This window comes from Streptomyces sp. NPDC046308, from assembly GCF_055588065.1.
On record NZ_JBVJFB010000003.1, the window covers coordinates 397,699 to 413,815 of the forward strand.

15 protein-coding genes, 1 tRNA gene and 2 pseudogenes are annotated in these 16,117 nt (G+C 67.9%); 8 read left to right on the plus strand and 10 right to left on the minus strand.

The genetic code is table 11. From position 1 onward, the window contains the following. Nucleotides 1-409 precede the first annotated feature (409 nt). The 6 genes from thrB to ACZ6JT_RS15625 form a co-directional block, all read right to left on the minus strand. On the minus strand, nt 410-1,336 hold the full coding sequence (gene thrB / locus ACZ6JT_RS15600) for a homoserine kinase (protein WP_030708122.1): 927 nt from the start codon (nt 1,334-1,336) through the stop codon (nt 410-412). 365 nt (nt 1,337-1,701) lie between these two features. Next, nucleotides 1,702-2,772: a threonine synthase gene (gene thrC / locus ACZ6JT_RS15605; protein WP_469210141.1), complete on the minus strand. Its 1,071-nt coding sequence runs from the start codon at nt 2,770-2,772 to the stop codon at nt 1,702-1,704. A 6-nt stretch (nt 2,773-2,778) separates the two neighbouring features. Further along, entirely contained in the window at nt 2,779-4,068 is a 1,290-nt protein-coding gene (locus tag ACZ6JT_RS15610; RefSeq protein ID WP_376612932.1) for a homoserine dehydrogenase, read from the minus strand. A gap of 126 nt (nt 4,069-4,194) precedes the next feature. Further along, nucleotides 4,195-5,586, minus strand: coding sequence for a diaminopimelate decarboxylase (lysA, locus tag ACZ6JT_RS15615; protein WP_365480955.1), 1,392 nt, complete (start codon nt 5,584-5,586; stop codon nt 4,195-4,197). A gap of 19 nt (nt 5,587-5,605) precedes the next feature. Beyond that, nucleotides 5,606-6,616, minus strand: coding sequence for an ArgS-related anticodon-binding protein NrtL (nrtL, locus tag ACZ6JT_RS15620; RefSeq protein ID WP_469210143.1), 1,011 nt, complete (start codon nt 6,614-6,616; stop codon nt 5,606-5,608). Nucleotides 6,617-6,686: 70 nt separating this feature from the next. After that, complete coding sequence (locus ACZ6JT_RS15625) at nt 6,687-7,184, minus strand: response regulator (RefSeq protein WP_469210716.1); 498 nt, start codon at nt 7,182-7,184, stop codon at nt 6,687-6,689. 83 nt (nt 7,185-7,267) lie between these two features. Here ACZ6JT_RS15625 and ACZ6JT_RS15630 point away from each other — a divergent pair. Then, a tRNA-Arg gene (locus ACZ6JT_RS15630) sits at nt 7,268-7,339 on the plus strand. A gap of 136 nt (nt 7,340-7,475) precedes the next feature. Here the strand turns inward: ACZ6JT_RS15630 and ACZ6JT_RS15635 are convergent. Together ACZ6JT_RS15635 and ACZ6JT_RS15640 are read right to left on the minus strand one after the other, a co-directional pair. Then, nucleotides 7,476-8,126, minus strand: a complete 651-nt coding sequence (locus ACZ6JT_RS15635; protein ID WP_469210145.1) for a hypothetical protein — start codon at nt 8,124-8,126, stop codon at nt 7,476-7,478. Between the two features lie 206 nt (nt 8,127-8,332). Further along, nucleotides 8,333-8,737, minus strand: coding sequence for a hypothetical protein (locus ACZ6JT_RS15640; RefSeq protein WP_469210147.1), 405 nt, complete (start codon nt 8,735-8,737; stop codon nt 8,333-8,335). Nucleotides 8,738-9,165: 428 nt separating this feature from the next. On the opposite strand from ACZ6JT_RS15640, the gene ACZ6JT_RS15645 reads away from it, so the two are divergent. The 5 genes from ACZ6JT_RS15645 (at nt 9,166) to ACZ6JT_RS15665 (ending at nt 12,892) form a co-directional block, all read left to right on the plus strand. Continuing rightward, on the plus strand, nt 9,166-9,606 hold the full coding sequence (locus ACZ6JT_RS15645) for a DUF7674 family protein (RefSeq protein ID WP_469210149.1): 441 nt from the start codon (nt 9,166-9,168) through the stop codon (nt 9,604-9,606). Nucleotides 9,607-9,717: 111 nt separating this feature from the next. Beyond that, nucleotides 9,718-10,068: a winged helix-turn-helix domain-containing protein gene (locus tag ACZ6JT_RS15650; protein ID WP_469210151.1), complete on the plus strand. Its 351-nt coding sequence runs from the start codon at nt 9,718-9,720 to the stop codon at nt 10,066-10,068. Nucleotides 10,069-10,299: 231 nt separating this feature from the next. Next, entirely contained in the window at nt 10,300-11,718 is a 1,419-nt protein-coding gene (locus ACZ6JT_RS15655; protein WP_469210153.1) for a helix-turn-helix domain-containing protein, read from the plus strand. Between the two features lie 41 nt (nt 11,719-11,759). After that, the gene (locus tag ACZ6JT_RS15660) at nt 11,760-12,443 is read left to right on the plus strand and encodes a RibD family protein (protein ID WP_469210155.1); all 684 of its coding nucleotides are present in this window, start codon (nt 11,760-11,762) and stop codon (nt 12,441-12,443) included. After that, nucleotides 12,440-12,892, plus strand: coding sequence for a cytidine/deoxycytidylate deaminase family protein (locus ACZ6JT_RS15665; protein ID WP_469210157.1), 453 nt, complete (start codon nt 12,440-12,442; stop codon nt 12,890-12,892). The genes ACZ6JT_RS15660 and ACZ6JT_RS15665 overlap by 4 nt, the downstream gene beginning before the upstream one ends. Before the next feature lie 125 nt (nt 12,893-13,017). Here ACZ6JT_RS15665 and ACZ6JT_RS15670 read toward each other — a convergent pair whose 3' ends face one another. Further along, nucleotides 13,018-14,139, minus strand: a complete 1,122-nt coding sequence (locus ACZ6JT_RS15670; RefSeq protein WP_469210159.1) for a pentapeptide repeat-containing protein — start codon at nt 14,137-14,139, stop codon at nt 13,018-13,020. A 369-nt stretch (nt 14,140-14,508) separates the two neighbouring features. Here ACZ6JT_RS15670 and ACZ6JT_RS15675 point away from each other — a divergent pair. Continuing rightward, nucleotides 14,509-15,029, plus strand: a pseudogene (locus tag ACZ6JT_RS15675) (transposase); the annotation flags it as partial. Here ACZ6JT_RS15675 and ACZ6JT_RS15680 read toward each other — a convergent pair. After that, nucleotides 14,974-15,537 (minus strand): neutral zinc metallopeptidase, encoded by a 564-nt coding sequence (locus ACZ6JT_RS15680; RefSeq protein ID WP_469210161.1) that lies wholly within the window; start codon nt 15,535-15,537, stop codon nt 14,974-14,976. The pseudogene ACZ6JT_RS15675 and the gene ACZ6JT_RS15680 sit on opposite strands and share 56 nt — an antisense overlap. A gap of 252 nt (nt 15,538-15,789) precedes the next feature. Here ACZ6JT_RS15680 and ACZ6JT_RS15685 point away from each other — a divergent pair. After that, nucleotides 15,790-15,929, plus strand: a pseudogene (locus ACZ6JT_RS15685) (IS5/IS1182 family transposase); the annotation flags it as partial. Between the last annotated feature and the right edge of the window lie 188 nt (nt 15,930-16,117).

Genomic DNA, 16,117 nt, shown 5'->3' on the forward strand with positions numbered 1-16,117 from the left:
TCGGCCTGTCTGGCTCGGCGACCGGTTGTGCTGTCCGACAACAGTCCTAGGTGTGGACCGTGCCGGGGCGGTGGTCCGCCGATAGAGATACGGCGGAGAGAAAACATGCATGGGTGTTTCCGGCGAGAAGCCCCCGAGCTGAAAGCGTGGGAATGTCACGCCGATTCCGGAGCGTGCCCGAAACTGCTGGAAGTGATCAAAGCAGTCGGGGAGGCTCCCGGAAGAAATGTGGTCCCGGATGGGGACACTGAGCACCGAGCCATGGCGGCTTCCGATGCGCACTTGAGACTAACACTACCGGATCCAATAGATATTCCCCCTCTCAATCACCGGCAATCGCGCCCTTCCGCGCGGGCGGCCTGCCCTGGCCGCCCGCCCCTGACCGGCTGCGCACCCCACGAGAACGGCTTCAGCCGCCCTGGGTGCCCAGCGGAAGTACGCTCGCGCCCGCGGCGTCGAGGGCGAGCCGGTTGGCCGCCCATCCCTCGCCCGCGAGCTGCGCGACCTTGTCGGCCGCGCCGTTGTCGACCAGCGCGAGGACCGTGGGGCCCGCGCCGGAGATGACCGCGGGGATCCCGTCCGCCCGCAGTCGGTTCACCAGGGCGACGCTCTCGGGCATCGCCGGGGACCGGTACTCCTGGTGGAGCCGGTCCTCGGTCGCGGGCAGCAGCAGCTCGGGACGCCTGGTCAGGGCTTCCACGAGCAGGCCCGCGCGGCCCGCGTTGACGGCCGCGTCCACGTGCGGGACGCTGCGCGGCAGCAGGCCGCGCGCGGTCTCCGTCAGGACCGGCTTGGAAGGCACGAAGACCACCGGAACGATGGATTCGGCAGGCTCCATTCGGATCGCCTTGGCACTGCCCCCGTCCATCCACGCCAGGGTGAACCCGCCGAGCAGACAGGCGGCGACGTTGTCGGGGTGTCCCTCGATCTCGGTGGCGAGCTCCAGCAGCGCCGCGTCGTCGAGCCTGGCCTCGCCGCCTATGGTCACGGCGCGGGCGGCGACGATGCCGGCGCAGATCGCGGCGGAGGAGGAGCCGAGGCCGCGGCCGTGCGGGATCCGGTTGGCGCAGACGACCTCGAGGCCGCGCGGCTGCCCGCCCAGCAGGTCGAAGGCGGTGCGCATGGAGCGTACGAGCAGGTGGCTCTCGTCCCGCGGGAGGGTGTCGGCGCCCTCGCCCGCGATGTCGATGTTCAGGCCGGAGTCGGCCACCCGGACGACTACGTCGTCGTAGAGCCCCAGGGCCAGGCCCAGGGCGTCGAAGCCCGGGCCGAGGTTGGCACTGCTGGCGGGGACGCGCACCCGTACGGCGGCGGCGCGGAACGCTGGACCGGCCATCGTCCGATGACACTCCTTGTGACTGTGCGAGATCTTCGCTCTTCGCTGGCTCGCTGCGAATGTACTGGAGAACGTACGACACCCGAAGGCCCTCGGGGCAGCACCGCGGTCATATGCGCGGTGGCGGATGTAAGTACAGCGTATCGAAGGAAGGTTCTCTCGCGACATAGGGCGCACAGGAGGCGCACGATGCGTGTCGCCGGCTTCGACGGCTTCGGCCGCACTTTTGTCGTCGTACGGGGTGAGTTGCCGGGTTCCGGAGGGCCTCGGAAGCCCTCCGGAACCGGCTCGCACGTGGTGTGCGTTACTCCTGGGACCGGGCGGGGACCAGGCGCACGGCGCCGGGTCCCCCCACCGGGTCCGGCCTAGACCAGACCGAGACGGACGGCGGCGGCCTCGGCGTCCACCGGAACGGTGACCGGCTGCGGAGCGCCGGCGATCGCCCAGTCGGGGTCCTTCAGGCCGTTGCCGGTGACGGTGCACACGATCTTCTGACCGGGGTCCACCAGGCCCAGCTCGGCGGCCTTGAGCAGGCCGGCCACCGAGGCGGCCGATGCGGGCTCGACGAAGACGCCCTCCTGGGCGGCCAACAGCCGGTAGGCGGCCAGGATCTGGCGGTCGGTCACCTCGTCGATGAAGCCGCCCGACTCGTCGCGCGCCTGCAGGGCGTAGTCCCAGGAGGCCGGGTTGCCGATGCGGATCGCGGTGGCGACGGTGTGCGGCTCCTTGACGACCTCGCCGCGCACGATCGGCGCGGAGCCGGAGGCCTGGAAACCCCACACGCGGGGCGTACGGGAGGACAGGCCGTCGGCCTTGTACTCCTTGAAGCCCTTCCAGTACGCCGTGATGTTGCCGGCGTTGCCGACGGGCAGCACATGGACGTCGGGGGCGTCGCCGAGCGCGTCGACGATCTCGAACGCGGCCGTCTTCTGGCCCTCGATGCGCACCGGGTTGACCGAATTGACCAGCGCGACGGGGTAGTTGTCGGAGAGCGCGCGGGCCAGGTTCAGGCAGTCGTCGAAGTTGCCGTCCACCTGCAGGATCTTGGCGCCGTGCACGAGGGCCTGGCCCATCTTGCCGAGCGCGATCTTGCCGCGCGGCACGAGCACCGCGCAGACCATCCCGGCGCGCACCGCGTACGCGGCGGCGGAGGCCGAAGTGTTGCCGGTGGAGGCGCAGATGACGGCCTTGGCGCCCTCCTCCTTGGCCCTGGTGATCGCCATGGTCATGCCGCGGTCCTTGAAGGACCCGGTGGGGTTGGCGCCCTCGACCTTCAGGTGGACCTCGCAGCCGGTGCGCTCGGAGAGCACCTGCGCGGGGACGAGGGGAGTGCCGCCCTCGCGGAGCGTGACCACCGGGGTCTTGGCCGTGACCGGCAGGCGGTCCCGGTACTCCTCGATGATGCCGCGCCACTGGTGGGTGCGATTGCTGCTCATGGGTCCTTACTCCCCTTCAACACGCATGATGCTGGCGACACCGCGGACGGTGTCCAGCTTCCGCAGTGCCTCGACGGTCCCGGAGAGGGCCGCGTCGGGCGCGCGGTGAGTGACGACGACGAGGGAGGCCTCGCCGTCCTTGCCCTGCTGGCGGACCGTGTCGATGGAGACACCGTGCTCCGCGAAGGTGGTCGCCACCTGGGCGAGGACGCCCGGCTTGTCCGCCACATCGAGGCTGATGTGGTAGCGCGTGACGACGTCCCCCATGGGGCTGACCGGCAGCTGGGTGTACGCGGACTCGCCGGGCCCCGTTGCCTCGGCGAGCTTGTTGCGGGCGACGGCGACGAGGTCGCCGAGGACCGCGGAGGCGGTCGGCGCGCCGCCCGCGCCGGGCCCGTAGAACATGAGCCGTCCGGCGGCCTCCGCCTCGACGAAGACGGCGTTGTACGCCTCGCGGACGGAGGCGAGCGGGTGGGTGAGCGGGATCATCGCCGGGTGGACGCGGGCGGTGACGGACTCGCCGTCGGCGGCGCGCTCCAGGATGGCGAGGAGCTTGATGGTGCAGCCCATGCGCTTGGCGGAGGCGAAGTCGGCGGAGCTGACCTCGGTCATGCCCTCGCGGTAGACGTCGTCGAGGCGGACCCGGGTGTGGAAGGCGATGCCGGCCAGGATCGCGGCCTTGGCGGCGGCGTCGTAGCCCTCGACGTCGGCGGTCGGGTCGGCCTCGGCGTACCCGAGGGCGGTGGCCTCGTCGAGCGCCTCCTGGTAGCCGGCGCCGGTGGAGTCCATCTTGTCGAGGATGAAGTTCGTCGTGCCGTTGACGATGCCCATCACCCGGTTGATCTTGTCGCCCGCGAGGGACTCGCGCATCGGGCGGACCAGCGGGATGGCGCCGGCGACGGCGGCCTCGTAGTACAGGTCCAGCCCGTGCCGCTCGGCTGCCGCGTGCAGCGCGGCGCCGTCCTGGGCGAGCAGTGCCTTGTTCGCGGAGACCACGGAGACGCCGTGCTCGAAGGCGGTGGTGATCAGGCCGCGCGCGGGCTCGATGCCGCCGATGACCTCGATGGCGATGTCGATGTCACCGCGTTTGAGCAGGGCGGTCGCATCGGTGGTGATCAGGGAGGGGTCGATGCCCTCGCGCACCTTCGAGGGGCGGCGCACCGCCACGCCGGCGAGCTCCACGGGCGCGCCGATCCTCTGCGTGAGGTCGTCGGCGTGCGTCGTCATGATGCGGGCCACCTCTGAGCCGACCACTCCACAGCCCAGCAGCGCCACCTTCAGCGGACGCGTACGCATCATTCGACCTACGCCTTTCGATCTTCCATCGAGACCCCGCGCACGGGTTGCGCGCCGGGTGGAACCAGTCTCACTCAATGGACAGCAGTTTCCATCCTCGGTCCATTGAGTGAGACACCAATTTCATTATCCGAGGTCGAGACGCAGGAGATCTTCCTCCGTCTCGCGACGGACGATCACTCGCGCCTGTCCGTCACGCACGGCGACGACCGGCGGCCGGAGCGCGTGGTTGTAATTGCTGGCCATGGAACGGCAGTACGCGCCGGTGGCCGGCACGGCGAGGAGGTCGCCGGGGGCCAGGTCGGCGGGCAGGAAGGCGTCCTTCACGACGATGTCACCGCTCTCGCAGTGCTTGCCGACGACGCGTACGAGCATGGGCTCGGCCGTGGAGGTGCGGGAGACGAGGGAGATGGAGTACTCGGCGTCGTACAGGGCGGTGCGGATGTTGTCGGACATCCCGCCGTCGACGCTCACGTACGTACGCAGTCCCTCGAGGGGCTTGATCGTCCCGACCTCGTACAGGGTGAAGGCGGTCGGGCCGACGATGGCGCGGCCGGGCTCGACCGAGATCCGGGGGGCGCGCAGCCCGGCGCTCTCGCACTCCCGGGCCACGATCTCGTGCAGGGCCTTGGCGATCTCGTGGGGCTCGCGCGGGTCGTCGCCCGAGGTGTAGGCGATGCCGAGCCCGCCGCCGAGGTCGATCTCGGGCAGCTCCACCCCGTGCTCGTCGCGCACGGCGGCGAGCAGCCGCACGACGCGCTTGGCGGAGACCTCGAAGCCGGCCATGTCGAAGATCTGCGAGCCGATGTGGGAGTGGACGCCGAGCAGCTCCAGGCTGTCGTGGCCGAGCGCGCGCCGCACGGCCTCGGCGGCGGACCCGTCCGCGACGGCGATCCCGAACTTCTGGTCCTCGTGGGCGGTCGCGATGAACTCGTGCGTGTGCGCCTCGACGCCGACCGTCACGCGGATCTGCACGGGCTGGCGCACACCCAGCTCACGGGCGATGTGCGCGACGCGGGCGATCTCCTGGAAGGAGTCGAGGACGATCCGTCCGACTCCGGCGCCGACGGCCCGGCGGATCTCGGCCTCGGACTTGTTGTTGCCGTGGAAGGCGATGCGGGAGGCGGGCATGCCGGCGGCGAGGGCGGTGGCCAGTTCCCCGCCGGAGCAGACGTCGACGTTCAGCCCCTCTTCCTTCAGCCACTTCACGACGGCCTTGGAGAGGAACGCCTTCCCGGCGTAGAAGACGTCGGCGTCGGGACCGAAGGCGTGCGCCCAGGCCCGGCACCGCGCCCGGAAGTCCTCCTCGTCCAGGAAGTACGCGGGGGTGCCGAACTCCTCGGCCAGCCGGGTCACTTCGATGCCGCCGACGGACACGACCCCGTCGCCGCCGCGGGTGACGGTCCGCGCCCAGACCTTCTCGTCCAGCGCGTTCAGGTCGGCGGGCGGCGGGGAGTAGTGCCCCTCGGGCAGGACGTCGGCGTGGCGGGGTCCGGCGGGGTGCGCGGAACGGCTCATCGGTATCTCTCTTCGCGGTTCACAGTCGTGTCGGTGCGTCTATGCCGAGCAGGGCCAGGCCGCCGGCCAGCACCGTCCCGGCGGCTTCGGCAAGAGCCAGCCGGGCGCGGTGGGCGGCCGAGGGTTTCTCGTCGCCCTGGGGCAGTACGCGGTACTGGAAGTCGAGCAGCGCGTCCGCCAGCTCGACGAGGTCCCGGGTGAGCCGCTCGGGCGCACGGTGGTGCGCGGCGGCTTCGAGGGCGAGGGGGTGGTCGGCGAGGGCGCGCAGCAGCGCGGGCGCGTCGGGGACCTCCCCGGTCTCGGGGTGGAAGCCCAGCCGGCCGGCGTTCCCGAGCAGGGCCCGGCTGCGGGCGTGGGCGTAGCGCACCCGGAAGAACTCGTTGCCCTCGCCCTGGAGGAGCAGGTCCTCGGAGAAGACGGGGGTCTCGCGGGCCGGCACGGAGAGCATCCGCCAGTACGCGGCCCCGGCGCCGTACCGGGCGACGACGTCGGAGTCCCGCCTGGCGAGGGGGGCGACGGGCAGGCTCTCGGGCAGGTCGCGCGCGGTACCGCCCTGGGCGCACACGAGCCGCAGGACGCTGCGGCGCACGACGCGCTCGCGCAGCCCGAGGCCGTGGTCTGGCTCGGGCTCGCCGGCGGGGGCGGCTTCATCGCCCCGGTCGGCGAACACGGCCCCGCCGCGCACGTCCCGGATGACGATGTCGCGGATGAGGGCGTCGCGGACGACATCGGGGGCGCGGGGCGGGGCGAGCACGAAATTGAGGAAACCGGCTCCCGTGACCTCGACGCGCTCGATCCCGGGCTCCGCGCCGAGCCGCCGGGCCAGTACGTCCGCCACGTCACGGGGCGGGCAGCCGGCCGCCTTGGCGATCTGGAAGGCGACGGGGGTGGCATACTCCCCCACCCCACCGGGCCGGGTCCGCTCGATCACGACCCGCTCGGGCGCGGCCGCGGCGGCGGCCAGCTCCCCGTCCGCGACGGCGCAGCGCACGGCGCGTACGACGCAAGGGGAGAGGTCTGCGGGGGTCACGGGACCAGCCTAGGGGAGACGCCGTGTCATCCCACGAAGGATTTCGCCATGTGAACAGCAGGCCGCGGGCTCAGCCCCTCCCCCGCCCGGCGGGCGCCCCTTTCCTCCCGTCGCGCCGGTCCTTGCGCTCGACCAGCCTGCGTACGACGCGCACGAGCTCGGCAGGCTCGAAGGGCTTCGCGAGGAAGGCGTCCACCCCGGCCCCGATCCCGGCCTCCACCTCGAGCTGCGTGCAGGCGCTCACGATGGCGACGGGCACGTCCCTGGTCCGCGGATCGGCCCGCAACCGCGCGGCCGCCCCGAACCCGTCCAGGCGCGGCATGACCACGTCGAGCGTGATCACGTCGGGACACACGTGATGGACCACGTCCAGACACTCGGCACCATCGTTCGCGGTCACGACCTCGAAGCCCTCCAGCTCGAGATTGACCTTGATCAGCTGCCGGATGACCTTGTTGTCGTCGACAACAAGCACCCGGCCTGAGACGCCTGGCACAACTCGAGAGTAGGTCGAGCCGGGGCCCCGCGTCCGGGTTTTTGCCACTTCCACCCCCTCCGGGCGACCCACCCCCTCCTCCCCCCGAAACCAGTTCCTGATCACCCCACGGAAGCTGGTAGTGTTCAACCCGTCGCCGCAACACCGGCGACCGCGCCCCCGTAGCTCAGGGGATAGAGCAACGGCCTCCGGAGCCGTGTGCGCAGGTTCGAATCCTGCCGGGGGCACTCCAGCAGAGACAGCGCGATCGCGCCGCTGACCAGCTGAAGTGCCAAGCATGAAGGCCCGAACTCAGTCCCACTGAGTCCGGGCCTTTGTCGTTGTTAAGCACTGGTCCCGTGTGAGGGACGTGTGGGCCGCGCGTCAGCCTGACGCATCGCTGATCACCCGTCGGGCGCGCTCGTAGAACTCCTCGCGAGTGCCGTCCAGCCCAGCGGCATCGGGTCGCCTCGTGAGATTCGACAGCGCTTCGGCCGTGCCGGCCGCCCACTCCCCGTAGGCCTCGAAGACGGCGTTGGCCCGCTGCCGGAGCTCCAGATCCGGCATGACCTCGATGACGGGCAGGGCGTCGTCATGGTGCCGGCGGACTACGGCCGCGCATTCGTCGTATAGGAGCGTGGCGGCCAAGGTGTCCGCGGCCTCCGTGGCCTCACCGATCTTCGCCCGGAAGTCCTGAAGCATCTTCGAGATGGTCTTGGAGGTGGCGACCACCTGCTCCCGCACGCGCTGCTCGTGCGTCAGCCTGGCCTCGTGCTCGCGCTTCGCGGCCTCCAAGGCGTCGACGTGCTGCTGCCTCCTCCTCTCGATCCGCCCAGTGAAGTAGTGAGTGATCCAGGCGGCTGCAGCCGAGCTGATGAGAACAGCGCCGGCCGAGATCGCGGCAGTAACCCATCGACTGTCCTGCACCACCGTTGTGGTGACATCACCGGTCGTGGTGGTCGTCTGCTTGCCACCGCACCCAGTCATGAAGAGCAGAAGCGCGAACAGACCTAAGGATCTTGTCACTTGTCGCATGAGCGCAGACTAAGGGCTGCCCCGTAGAGACCTCCGGGCTGGTGCGGACGTGCCCGTGCGATACACCTCGCGCCTGTGCATGCGGTCGCCTTTGAGCGGCAGCAGCTGCGGGTCGCCTCCCCGGTCTTCACACACGGAGAAGACGTGCTCGACGCGAGCGGCTGCGCTCCTTCTTCCCGTCCAGCAGCTGCTGGACGGGAAGAGAGTCAGTCCAGGAATCCCGACAGCTGCTGGCCCACGTGAAAGTCGTCCATGTGGATCCTGCAACTCTTTGCGTCAGCGACAGCGTTGATCGCATCGCAATAGGCGCGCATCTCCAACGCTCCGGTACTCGGGAGACCCGTCACGCCGAGCCAGTGTGTCTTTCCATTGGTGGAGCCAGAGGTGACGCGTTTGTCGTAATGCCTCAAACGCAGTCGATCTGTGGGCGGACGGCTCATCGGCGAGGTCACGACCCACTGGCCACCGTCCCATATTGACCACTCACCACTAGGGTTGACGGTCGGGTGCGGGACTATCTTCACACCTTCCGTCAGGACCTCGATGTAGAGCGACACCTGTTCGAAGTACACACTCATGTATCTCTCGGGTGCCAGGATGTCGATGTACATCTCGACGGGAACATCAGGAGAGTTGGCGAGCGGTCATAGACCTGTGGTGCCGACGAACAGAATCTCAGATCTGCAGTCGGGCGGCTCTTTCGTGTACTTGGCCATGGTTGGGTCCCTTCAGCAGCCCGAGCTACAGCTGTGGCTCGGGATCCTCCGCAGGGCAATAGGCAGCCTGCGTGGCGTGAGATACGCGGTCCGGCTTCGGTGTGTTCACGAAGTGCCAGCTCACCGCGGCATTCCCATTCAAGCACCCCCCTGACCCATCTGCCAGTTAGTACTCCAGCCGGGACTTCTCCATTGCCGCTGGTCAACGGCTTGAGTGTGGGCGTCCTCTCGTACCCTGTGGACGTCCACGACTACGGTTGGGGCGAGGCGTCCGAGTCGGCCGTCGACACGCTCCTGGACCCTTCGGGATGAGGTGATCAGGAATGATCGCGGACCACTACCTCGGACACCTGCTCGACAGGGTTCCCGAGACCAGGCCCTTCCTGGAGGAGGTATACGAGGAGGAGGACGGACCGATCGAGGCGCTGCCGACCTCGGACACCGACCTGGACCTCTACGCGATCCTGCTCGACGGGCTGGTCAGGCCCGTCCTCCAGCCCGCCCTGGCGGCGCCGGAGCGGGACGATGACCTGCTGCGGCGGTGCTTCGGCTTCGTCGAGGAGATCTATGAGGTGGACACCGAGTTCACCCGCGGCGCGGTGTACTTCCAGGTCCTGGAGAACCTCCTCGACGCCAGGGAGTACCTGGTCAACGCGGTCCCGTTCCTGCGGGGAAACCTCAAGGAGCCTGTGTCCAAGATGCTCAGGAACCATGAGGTCGAGGGCTACGAGGACGGCCTGCCCCCTCCTGACCAGCAGCGGTAGCGGTACGGAAGGAGCGTTCATCGGTAATGGAGAAGTCCGGCTGGAGTACTAGCTCTCCCTGTGCCACTTGGGCGCGCTGAGGCAGTGACAGCGCAGAGACATGAGGTGCAGATGGTCGAGTGGACCGGCAAGCCCGCCTATCAGCAGGTGGCCGAGCAGCTGCGGCGGAGGATCGCGGCCGGAGAGTTCGCGGAGTCGCGCAAGCTGCCGTCCCTGGCGGACCTCCAGGCGACGTACGGCCTCACCGTGACCGTGGCTCGCGACGCCACCCGACAGCTCAAGACGGACGGTGTCGCCGTAAGGCACCAGGGCAAGGGGGCGTTTTTGACCGCCGAAGCCTTCGAGGCCGCCAAGTTCGCCGGCCCCGAGGCCGCCATCGCGGAGCTCCGCGAGCAGGTGGCGCGGCTCCAGGGCGAGGTCACCGACCTCCGTGAGCGGGTCGCGGAGCCGGAGGAGAAGTAGCTTCTCCCCCACACCGCTCCGGGCGCCACCCTCGGGGCGCGAGCCGGGATCACGATCGGCTGCCGTTGCCGTAATCTGCCCCCTTCGCTCGGATCGAATGGAGGGCTCCGACCTGCGCCGCTAGGCTGTCGCCGCCCTCTGCATCCTTTGCAGACCAGGCATTTGATGGACCGACAGATCTGCTATGTGGCCGCCATCGGGCGACCACACAGGCCGCATGAGGGGGGACGAGTGGGGCAGCGACCGAACGATCTGACACCGCATGCAAGCCCTCAGCACTACCTCGGCGCCGAGATGCGCGCCTGGCGCACACAGCGGGGCTTATCGCTGGGCAAGCTCAGCCGATCGATCCTGTTCAACACCAGCTACATGGCACGAGTGGAGCGCGGCGGGCAGGCCGCATCCGCCGATCTGGTCCGGGCGTACGACGACGCGCTCGGCGCGAGCGGCTCGCTCGTCCAGCTCCACGCAACGATCCTCGAAGGGGTCAGCGTTGAGGCCCTCCCCACAGGGGATGTGGCTAATCGAGGGCCCCATGTGGCCAACGGCTCTGTGGCCCTGGCTGGGGAAGCGGAGCCTCAGGCACCGTCGGAGGAGGGGATGTCCATCCCCGTACGTTCCGATGACGGAAGGATCATCTTCGTGTCCCTGTCTCGAAGGGCTCTGATCGGTGCGCTCGGCGCTGGTGCCGCGATCGCCGCGACCTCCGACCTTTCAGCGGCCGCGAGCCCTGCCCCACGGTCCGATCTCATCGCCTCAGGGGCCGACCCGATCGAGCTGCTCCAGGCAACGCGACGGGTGCTGATCGACAACGACAACCTGTTCGGTCCCCATCGGGTGATACCGACGGTCCAGCAGCAGATCGCCGCAATCAAGGCACTGCGCGCGGATCGCCGCGGCACCGATCGCCGGCAGCTGCTCCAGCTGCAGACGCAGTACTCCGAGCTGTGCGGCTGGCTCTACCAGGACCTCGGGGACTTCCGTGCCGCCCAGCACTGGATGCGAGAGGCCCTGGAGGCCTCGCACATGGCGGGCGACGACGAACTGACCACGTACATCCTGGCGCGCCGCAGCCAGCTGGCCGGCGACATGAAGGATCCGATCGAGGCCGTCGACGTCGCCGAGGCCGCGGAGGACCGCGCGGCGCCGAGGAGTCGCCTCGCTGCGGTGGCCGCTACGTACGGAGCCCACGGTCACGCCCTTCGGAAAGACCCGCTCATGGCGCAGCGCGCGTACGAACACGCACGAGAGCTGCACGCCACGATGGATCCGGACCCCTCCTCACCGTGGGGTGTCTGGCTCGACGGCGCGTACATAGACGTGCAGCGAGCCCACAGCCTCGCGGCACTCGGGGACCACCACGGAGCAGCGGCCGGCTTCCGGAACGCCATCAGCCGACTGCCCGCCGGCTTCCACCGAGACCGCGGGGTCTACCTGGGACGCGAGGCCGTCTCACTGGCCCACGCAGGCGAGGCCGAGCAGGCAGCCTCCATCGGACTGCAGGCCCTGGCCATCGCGAAGGAGACCGGCTCCGACCGCATCTCGCGCGAGCTGGCCCAACTCGACGGCGCACTTGATCAATGGCGTACGGTCCCTGGCGTGAGCGACTTCAAGGACGCTCTGACCGAGGCAGTTCTGCGCCAGGCCTGAACAGGCTCCCTCCGCCCTGACCAGCACATGAAGGAGACCCCATGCCCCGCCCGTACGTCCTCCTGAGCGTGGCCACGTCCGTGGACGGCTACATCGACGACACCAGCACCGAACGTCTGCTGCTGAGCAACAGCGAGGACTTCGACCGGGTGGACCAGGTCCGCGCCGAGTCCGACGCGATCCTGATCGGCGCCGGCACGATGCGGTCCGACAACCCGCGGCTCCTGGTGAACAGCCAGGAGCGGCGCGCGTCACGTGTCGCTTCAGGCAAGCCCGCGTACCCCCTGAAGGTCACCATCTCCGCGAGCGGAGACCTTGAAGCCGACCTGAAGTTCTGGCACCACGGCGGCGAGAAGCTCGCTTACACGACGGACGCGGGCGAGGAGAAGCTCCGCGAGCGGCTCGCCGGCCTGGCTGACGTCGTCTCCACTGGCCCGGCCATCGACTTCGGCGCCCTGCTGGACGACCTCGGGGCCCGCGGCATAGAGCGGCTGATGGTGGAGGGCGGCGGCCAGATCCACACCGCTTTCCTCTCACAGGGCCTGGCGGACGAGATCCACCTCGCCATCGCCCCGCTGGTCGTCGGCGACCCCGGCGCCCCCCGCTTCCTGAACCCCGCCACCTACCCCGGAGGCTCCACCCGCCGAATGCACTTGGCAGAGGCCAGCACGATCGGCGACGTGGTCCTTCTCCGCTACCTGCCCAAGCAGGAGGGCCCCGCATGACGCACGCCGACGATGTGACCTGGATGGAGCGGGCCATCGAACTCTCCCGCAAGTGCCCACCGGCCGAGGGCGCCTTCTCCGTCGGCGCCATCATCGTGGGCGCCGACGGCACGGAGCTCGCCAACGGCTACTCCCGCGAGACGGACGCCCACGTCCACGCCGAGGAATCAGCCCTGGCCAAACTCCCGGCGGACGACCCCCGCCTGGCCGGCGCCACGCTTTACAGCACCCTGGAACCCTGCTCGGAACGCAAGTCCCGCCCCCTCACCTGCACCCAGCTGATCCTCCGCTCCCCTATCCGCCACGTGGTCATTGCCTGGAGGGAACCAAGCCTCCTCGTAGCCGACTGCGTGGGCGTCGAGACCCTCCGCGCAAAGGGCATCCAAGTCGTGGAGCTCCCCAACCTCGCCGACCAGGCCCGCGCGGTAAACGCCCACTTGTTGAATTAGCCCGAAGGATCTCGGCCGCAATGGCAACGAGTTACTTCAACCATCCACAGCATATGATCTCCGCCCAAACTACGTCCGGGGATTTCACAGGCGTTGGCCAAAATGGCCCGCCCACCTCGGCGAAGCTAGCGAAGCTCCGATGGCAGTCCGATTGCCCCGTGGTGCGTCTTCACCTCGGCCAGCTGTTCCTTCGTTACGATGGCACCGGTCAGGTTCGCGTTGGTCAGGTCTACGTTGGCCAGATTCGCGCCTGTCAGATTCGCGCCTGTCAGATTCGCGCCCTTACTCCCCTTCTCGGCCGGTCCAAGATTCGCGTTCGTCAGGTCCGCGTTCGTCAGGTCCGCGTTCGTCAGGTTCGCGCCGGCCAGGTTCACGCTGTCCAAGATCGCACCTGTCAGGTTCGCCCCCTTTCCCCCTTCCTTGCCCGGCCCAAGGTTCGCATTCGTCAGATTCGCGCGAGTCAGATTCGCACCGGTCTTGTCCTGCTCATCAGTTTCGATTGGCCCCAGGTCAGCCTTAACCAAATCGACACCGATCAGTTCAGCGTCAACCAAGGTAGCATCAGAAAGGTCAGCATATGCCAGACTCGTATTGCCTTCAAATCGCGCATTCGTCAAGTTCGCCCAGGGCATGCTCGCGCTAATAAAACTCACATTAACGAGATACGCATTGGCAAGGTTCAATTCGTAAGCCAACACATTATTCAGGTCCACACCCGTAAGGATCACGCGCCTCAGGTCCGCATGATTCAGCTTTGCGTATCCGAAAGTGAAGAAAGGCGCGGCGGAAGGATCTCCACTTCCGAGCGTCGTATTGCCGTGGCGAGCCTGCAACTCCAGGCCGCGCAGATCCGCGTAGTTCCAATTAACCCTTTCCCGACCATCCTTGTCGCGAGGGCGCTCGGCCAGCACCTCTGCCGCAGCAGAAATGTCGGCGTCGATCGGATATGGGAAACCAGTGTCCATTGCCTCCCAACTACTCCTGGGAGTGGGGGACCGGGTACGCATATACGTCGAAAGCACCGCGATGATCCTCGGCTGGTCGCGGGGCGAGTCCTGCATGATGCGTTCCAGCGCATAGATGCCCCCGAACCGCACGTCTCTCGACGGCGAAGCCAGGTGCGAAACCGCTTCATTGAACCTGGTGGTGATCTGCCCCTGCTCGGTAATCGCCAATTCGGTCTGCGTTTGCTCCACGGCCGCATAGGTCAAACCAAGCCCCACGAGTGCGGCGACCCCCGGCAACATGCCAGCCAGTGTCAACCACGGCGACGCCCCTCCGGTGCGGCGCATCCGACGCCGTCGCGCCGCCGCCGGCCTATGCGCGACCCGTTCCTCCGGCTGTGACCGCCTGATCCACATTGCGCCATGGCACCAGAGAATCGTGGGACGTGCACCTATGGGCTTCACCCACGTCAGCCATACAGTCCCCGAATTCACCCGCGCGAATCACAGCCACCAGAATAGCCTCCGTCGGCGTCACTACCTCCGTCGTTGCGGCACCCGCGCGACTACCTCGCTGATGGCCTCCGCACGCGCTCCTGTCGCAGGCCAGCATGCGGACGTGGCCAGGTCTGCGCTCAGAGTGAAGAAGTCATCGCGGCCGGAGCGGACCCGCGGATAGCGGAGGGTCGGGACGCCGAACCGAGTGTATGCGTCCTCGACGCGCAGAGCGTCAAGCCCAGCGCCAACGTTCCGGCCGCTGGCCAGGCTATCGACGCGGGCAAGAAGATCGCCGACCGAAACGCCACATGGGCGCCTACACTCTCGGCCTGCTTTTGGCCGTTTGGGTCACCGCGGCCAGCGTCTCGTTCAACGCTGGCGGCATCCGCCTACTCGCGAACATCGCTGCCGCCCACCCCCGCCTCACGAAGGCCTGGGCTGACACCGGCTACCGGACCAAAGCCATCGACCATGGCGCCCGGTTCGGCATCGACGTCGAGATCGCCCTTCAAAGTTGTAAAGCGGGCCTTCAGCTGGTTCATGCATCACGGCCCCTCTCTCGCGACTACGAAACCCACCCGTACCGCTCCGAAGCCGTGATCCACCTCGCGACGATCGAAGCAGGCTCACCCGGGAATACTAGGGAGGTGCCGCCAGTGGCAGACAGTCTCCAACTCCCCCTCCTAGCCCCCTGATAAAGGCGTTGACTCGCTGGGTAGCGTCACCGTGGTCACCGACCTTGGTCCAAGGCAGGTCGTCAGAAAGGCTATTGATCGCCTCGATCAACTCACCAGTGTCTCCGCCTTCGAAGATAATCATTTTGTCTTCCTTGGCGCCCTTGAGTTCGGCTCCGGCGAGGCAGTCTGCTTGCAGCTCCTTGGCGATAGATCGCAGCCGGACATTGAGACGGTTCTGCACCGCATGCCCCCACTCGTGTGCGACGATGAAGTACACGTAAGCATCTCCAGCCTCGTAGCCCTTCTGCATGAGACCGACGTCCCAGGCGAGGTAGTCTTCCGGCAGGCAGTAAAGCGCATTACCGGCCTCCACTGGCTCCCCGCCACACGTAAGAGGATCTGCCGAATTACCGTTGTACAGGCCTACAACTATGGGTGAAGCGTAGGATCCTGTAAAGAATTCAGACCAGTGCTTCCTCCAGAACGCATCGACGCCTTTCGCTGCCGCATCTATGTCCTGTTCCATTGTGTCGCTCAATGATGCAGGAAAGGCGTAGACACAAGGACCGCTAGCCACTAGTAGAGTGACAACGAATTCTATACATATACGCTTCCAATGTGTTCCGATCATAGCTGCACCATAGTTTGGAAATTTTGATTCCCGAGTGCTGAGCGCAGTGGACGCGATGGACTTGCGCTAATATCCAGTCGACACCCAATATTTGCAGAGCGCATCCTGGCAAGGGCGCGGGCACTGTGCCCCCGGGTTAGGCGGCTGATGCCGGACAGGTTGCGGGCGCCGTTTCGGCGGATAGTCCCCCGGCTGAGGGGACGCGCCCGGAGGGCGGGGGCCGACGTCGGGCAGGCGGTCGTGAGGCCTTGTTCGCGATCATCTTCGTGGCCACGTCGGGCTGCACCCGGCGGCACTTTCACCGGTGTTCCGACCGAGTTAGCAGACGGTCTACTGCCGCTTCGCCCAGTAGAGCCGAGCCGGCTCCGGGCCCGGCTCCACCGCGCCGGCCGTGGTGGGAGAGCCGTCGGTGTCGGGGTGCAGTAGGTGCCCGGGCACGCCGAGCCCTGCGCAGACCTCGTCGAAGTACTCCTCG

Coding starts and splice junctions, on each gene's coding strand:
- thrB (WP_030708122.1), bottom strand. CDS start 1,336: ATGGCCGGTCCAGCGTTCCGCGCCGCCGCCGTACGGGTGCGCGTCCCC.
- ACZ6JT_RS15610 (WP_376612932.1), bottom strand. CDS start 4,068: ATGCGTACGCGTCCGCTGAAGGTGGCGCTGCTGGGCTGTGGAGTGGTC.
- ACZ6JT_RS15635 (WP_469210145.1), bottom strand. CDS start 8,126: ATGCGACAAGTGACAAGATCCTTAGGTCTGTTCGCGCTTCTGCTCTTC.
- ACZ6JT_RS15640 (WP_469210147.1), bottom strand. CDS start 8,737: ATGTACATCGACATCCTGGCACCCGAGAGATACATGAGTGTGTACTTC.
- ACZ6JT_RS15680 (WP_469210161.1), bottom strand. CDS start 15,537: ATGGAACAGGACATAGATGCGGCAGCGAAAGGCGTCGATGCGTTCTGG.
- ACZ6JT_RS15660 (WP_469210155.1), top strand. CDS start 11,760: ATGCCCCGCCCGTACGTCCTCCTGAGCGTGGCCACGTCCGTGGACGGC.
- thrC (WP_469210141.1), bottom strand. CDS start 2,772: ATGAGCAGCAATCGCACCCACCAGTGGCGCGGCATCATCGAGGAGTAC.
- lysA (WP_365480955.1), bottom strand. CDS start 5,586: ATGAGCCGTTCCGCGCACCCCGCCGGACCCCGCCACGCCGACGTCCTG.
- ACZ6JT_RS15665 (WP_469210157.1), top strand. CDS start 12,440: ATGACGCACGCCGACGATGTGACCTGGATGGAGCGGGCCATCGAACTC.
- ACZ6JT_RS15645 (WP_469210149.1), top strand. CDS start 9,166: ATGATCGCGGACCACTACCTCGGACACCTGCTCGACAGGGTTCCCGAG.
- ACZ6JT_RS15650 (WP_469210151.1), top strand. CDS start 9,718: ATGGTCGAGTGGACCGGCAAGCCCGCCTATCAGCAGGTGGCCGAGCAG.
- ACZ6JT_RS15670 (WP_469210159.1), bottom strand. CDS start 14,139: ATGTTGCCGGGGGTCGCCGCACTCGTGGGGCTTGGTTTGACCTATGCG.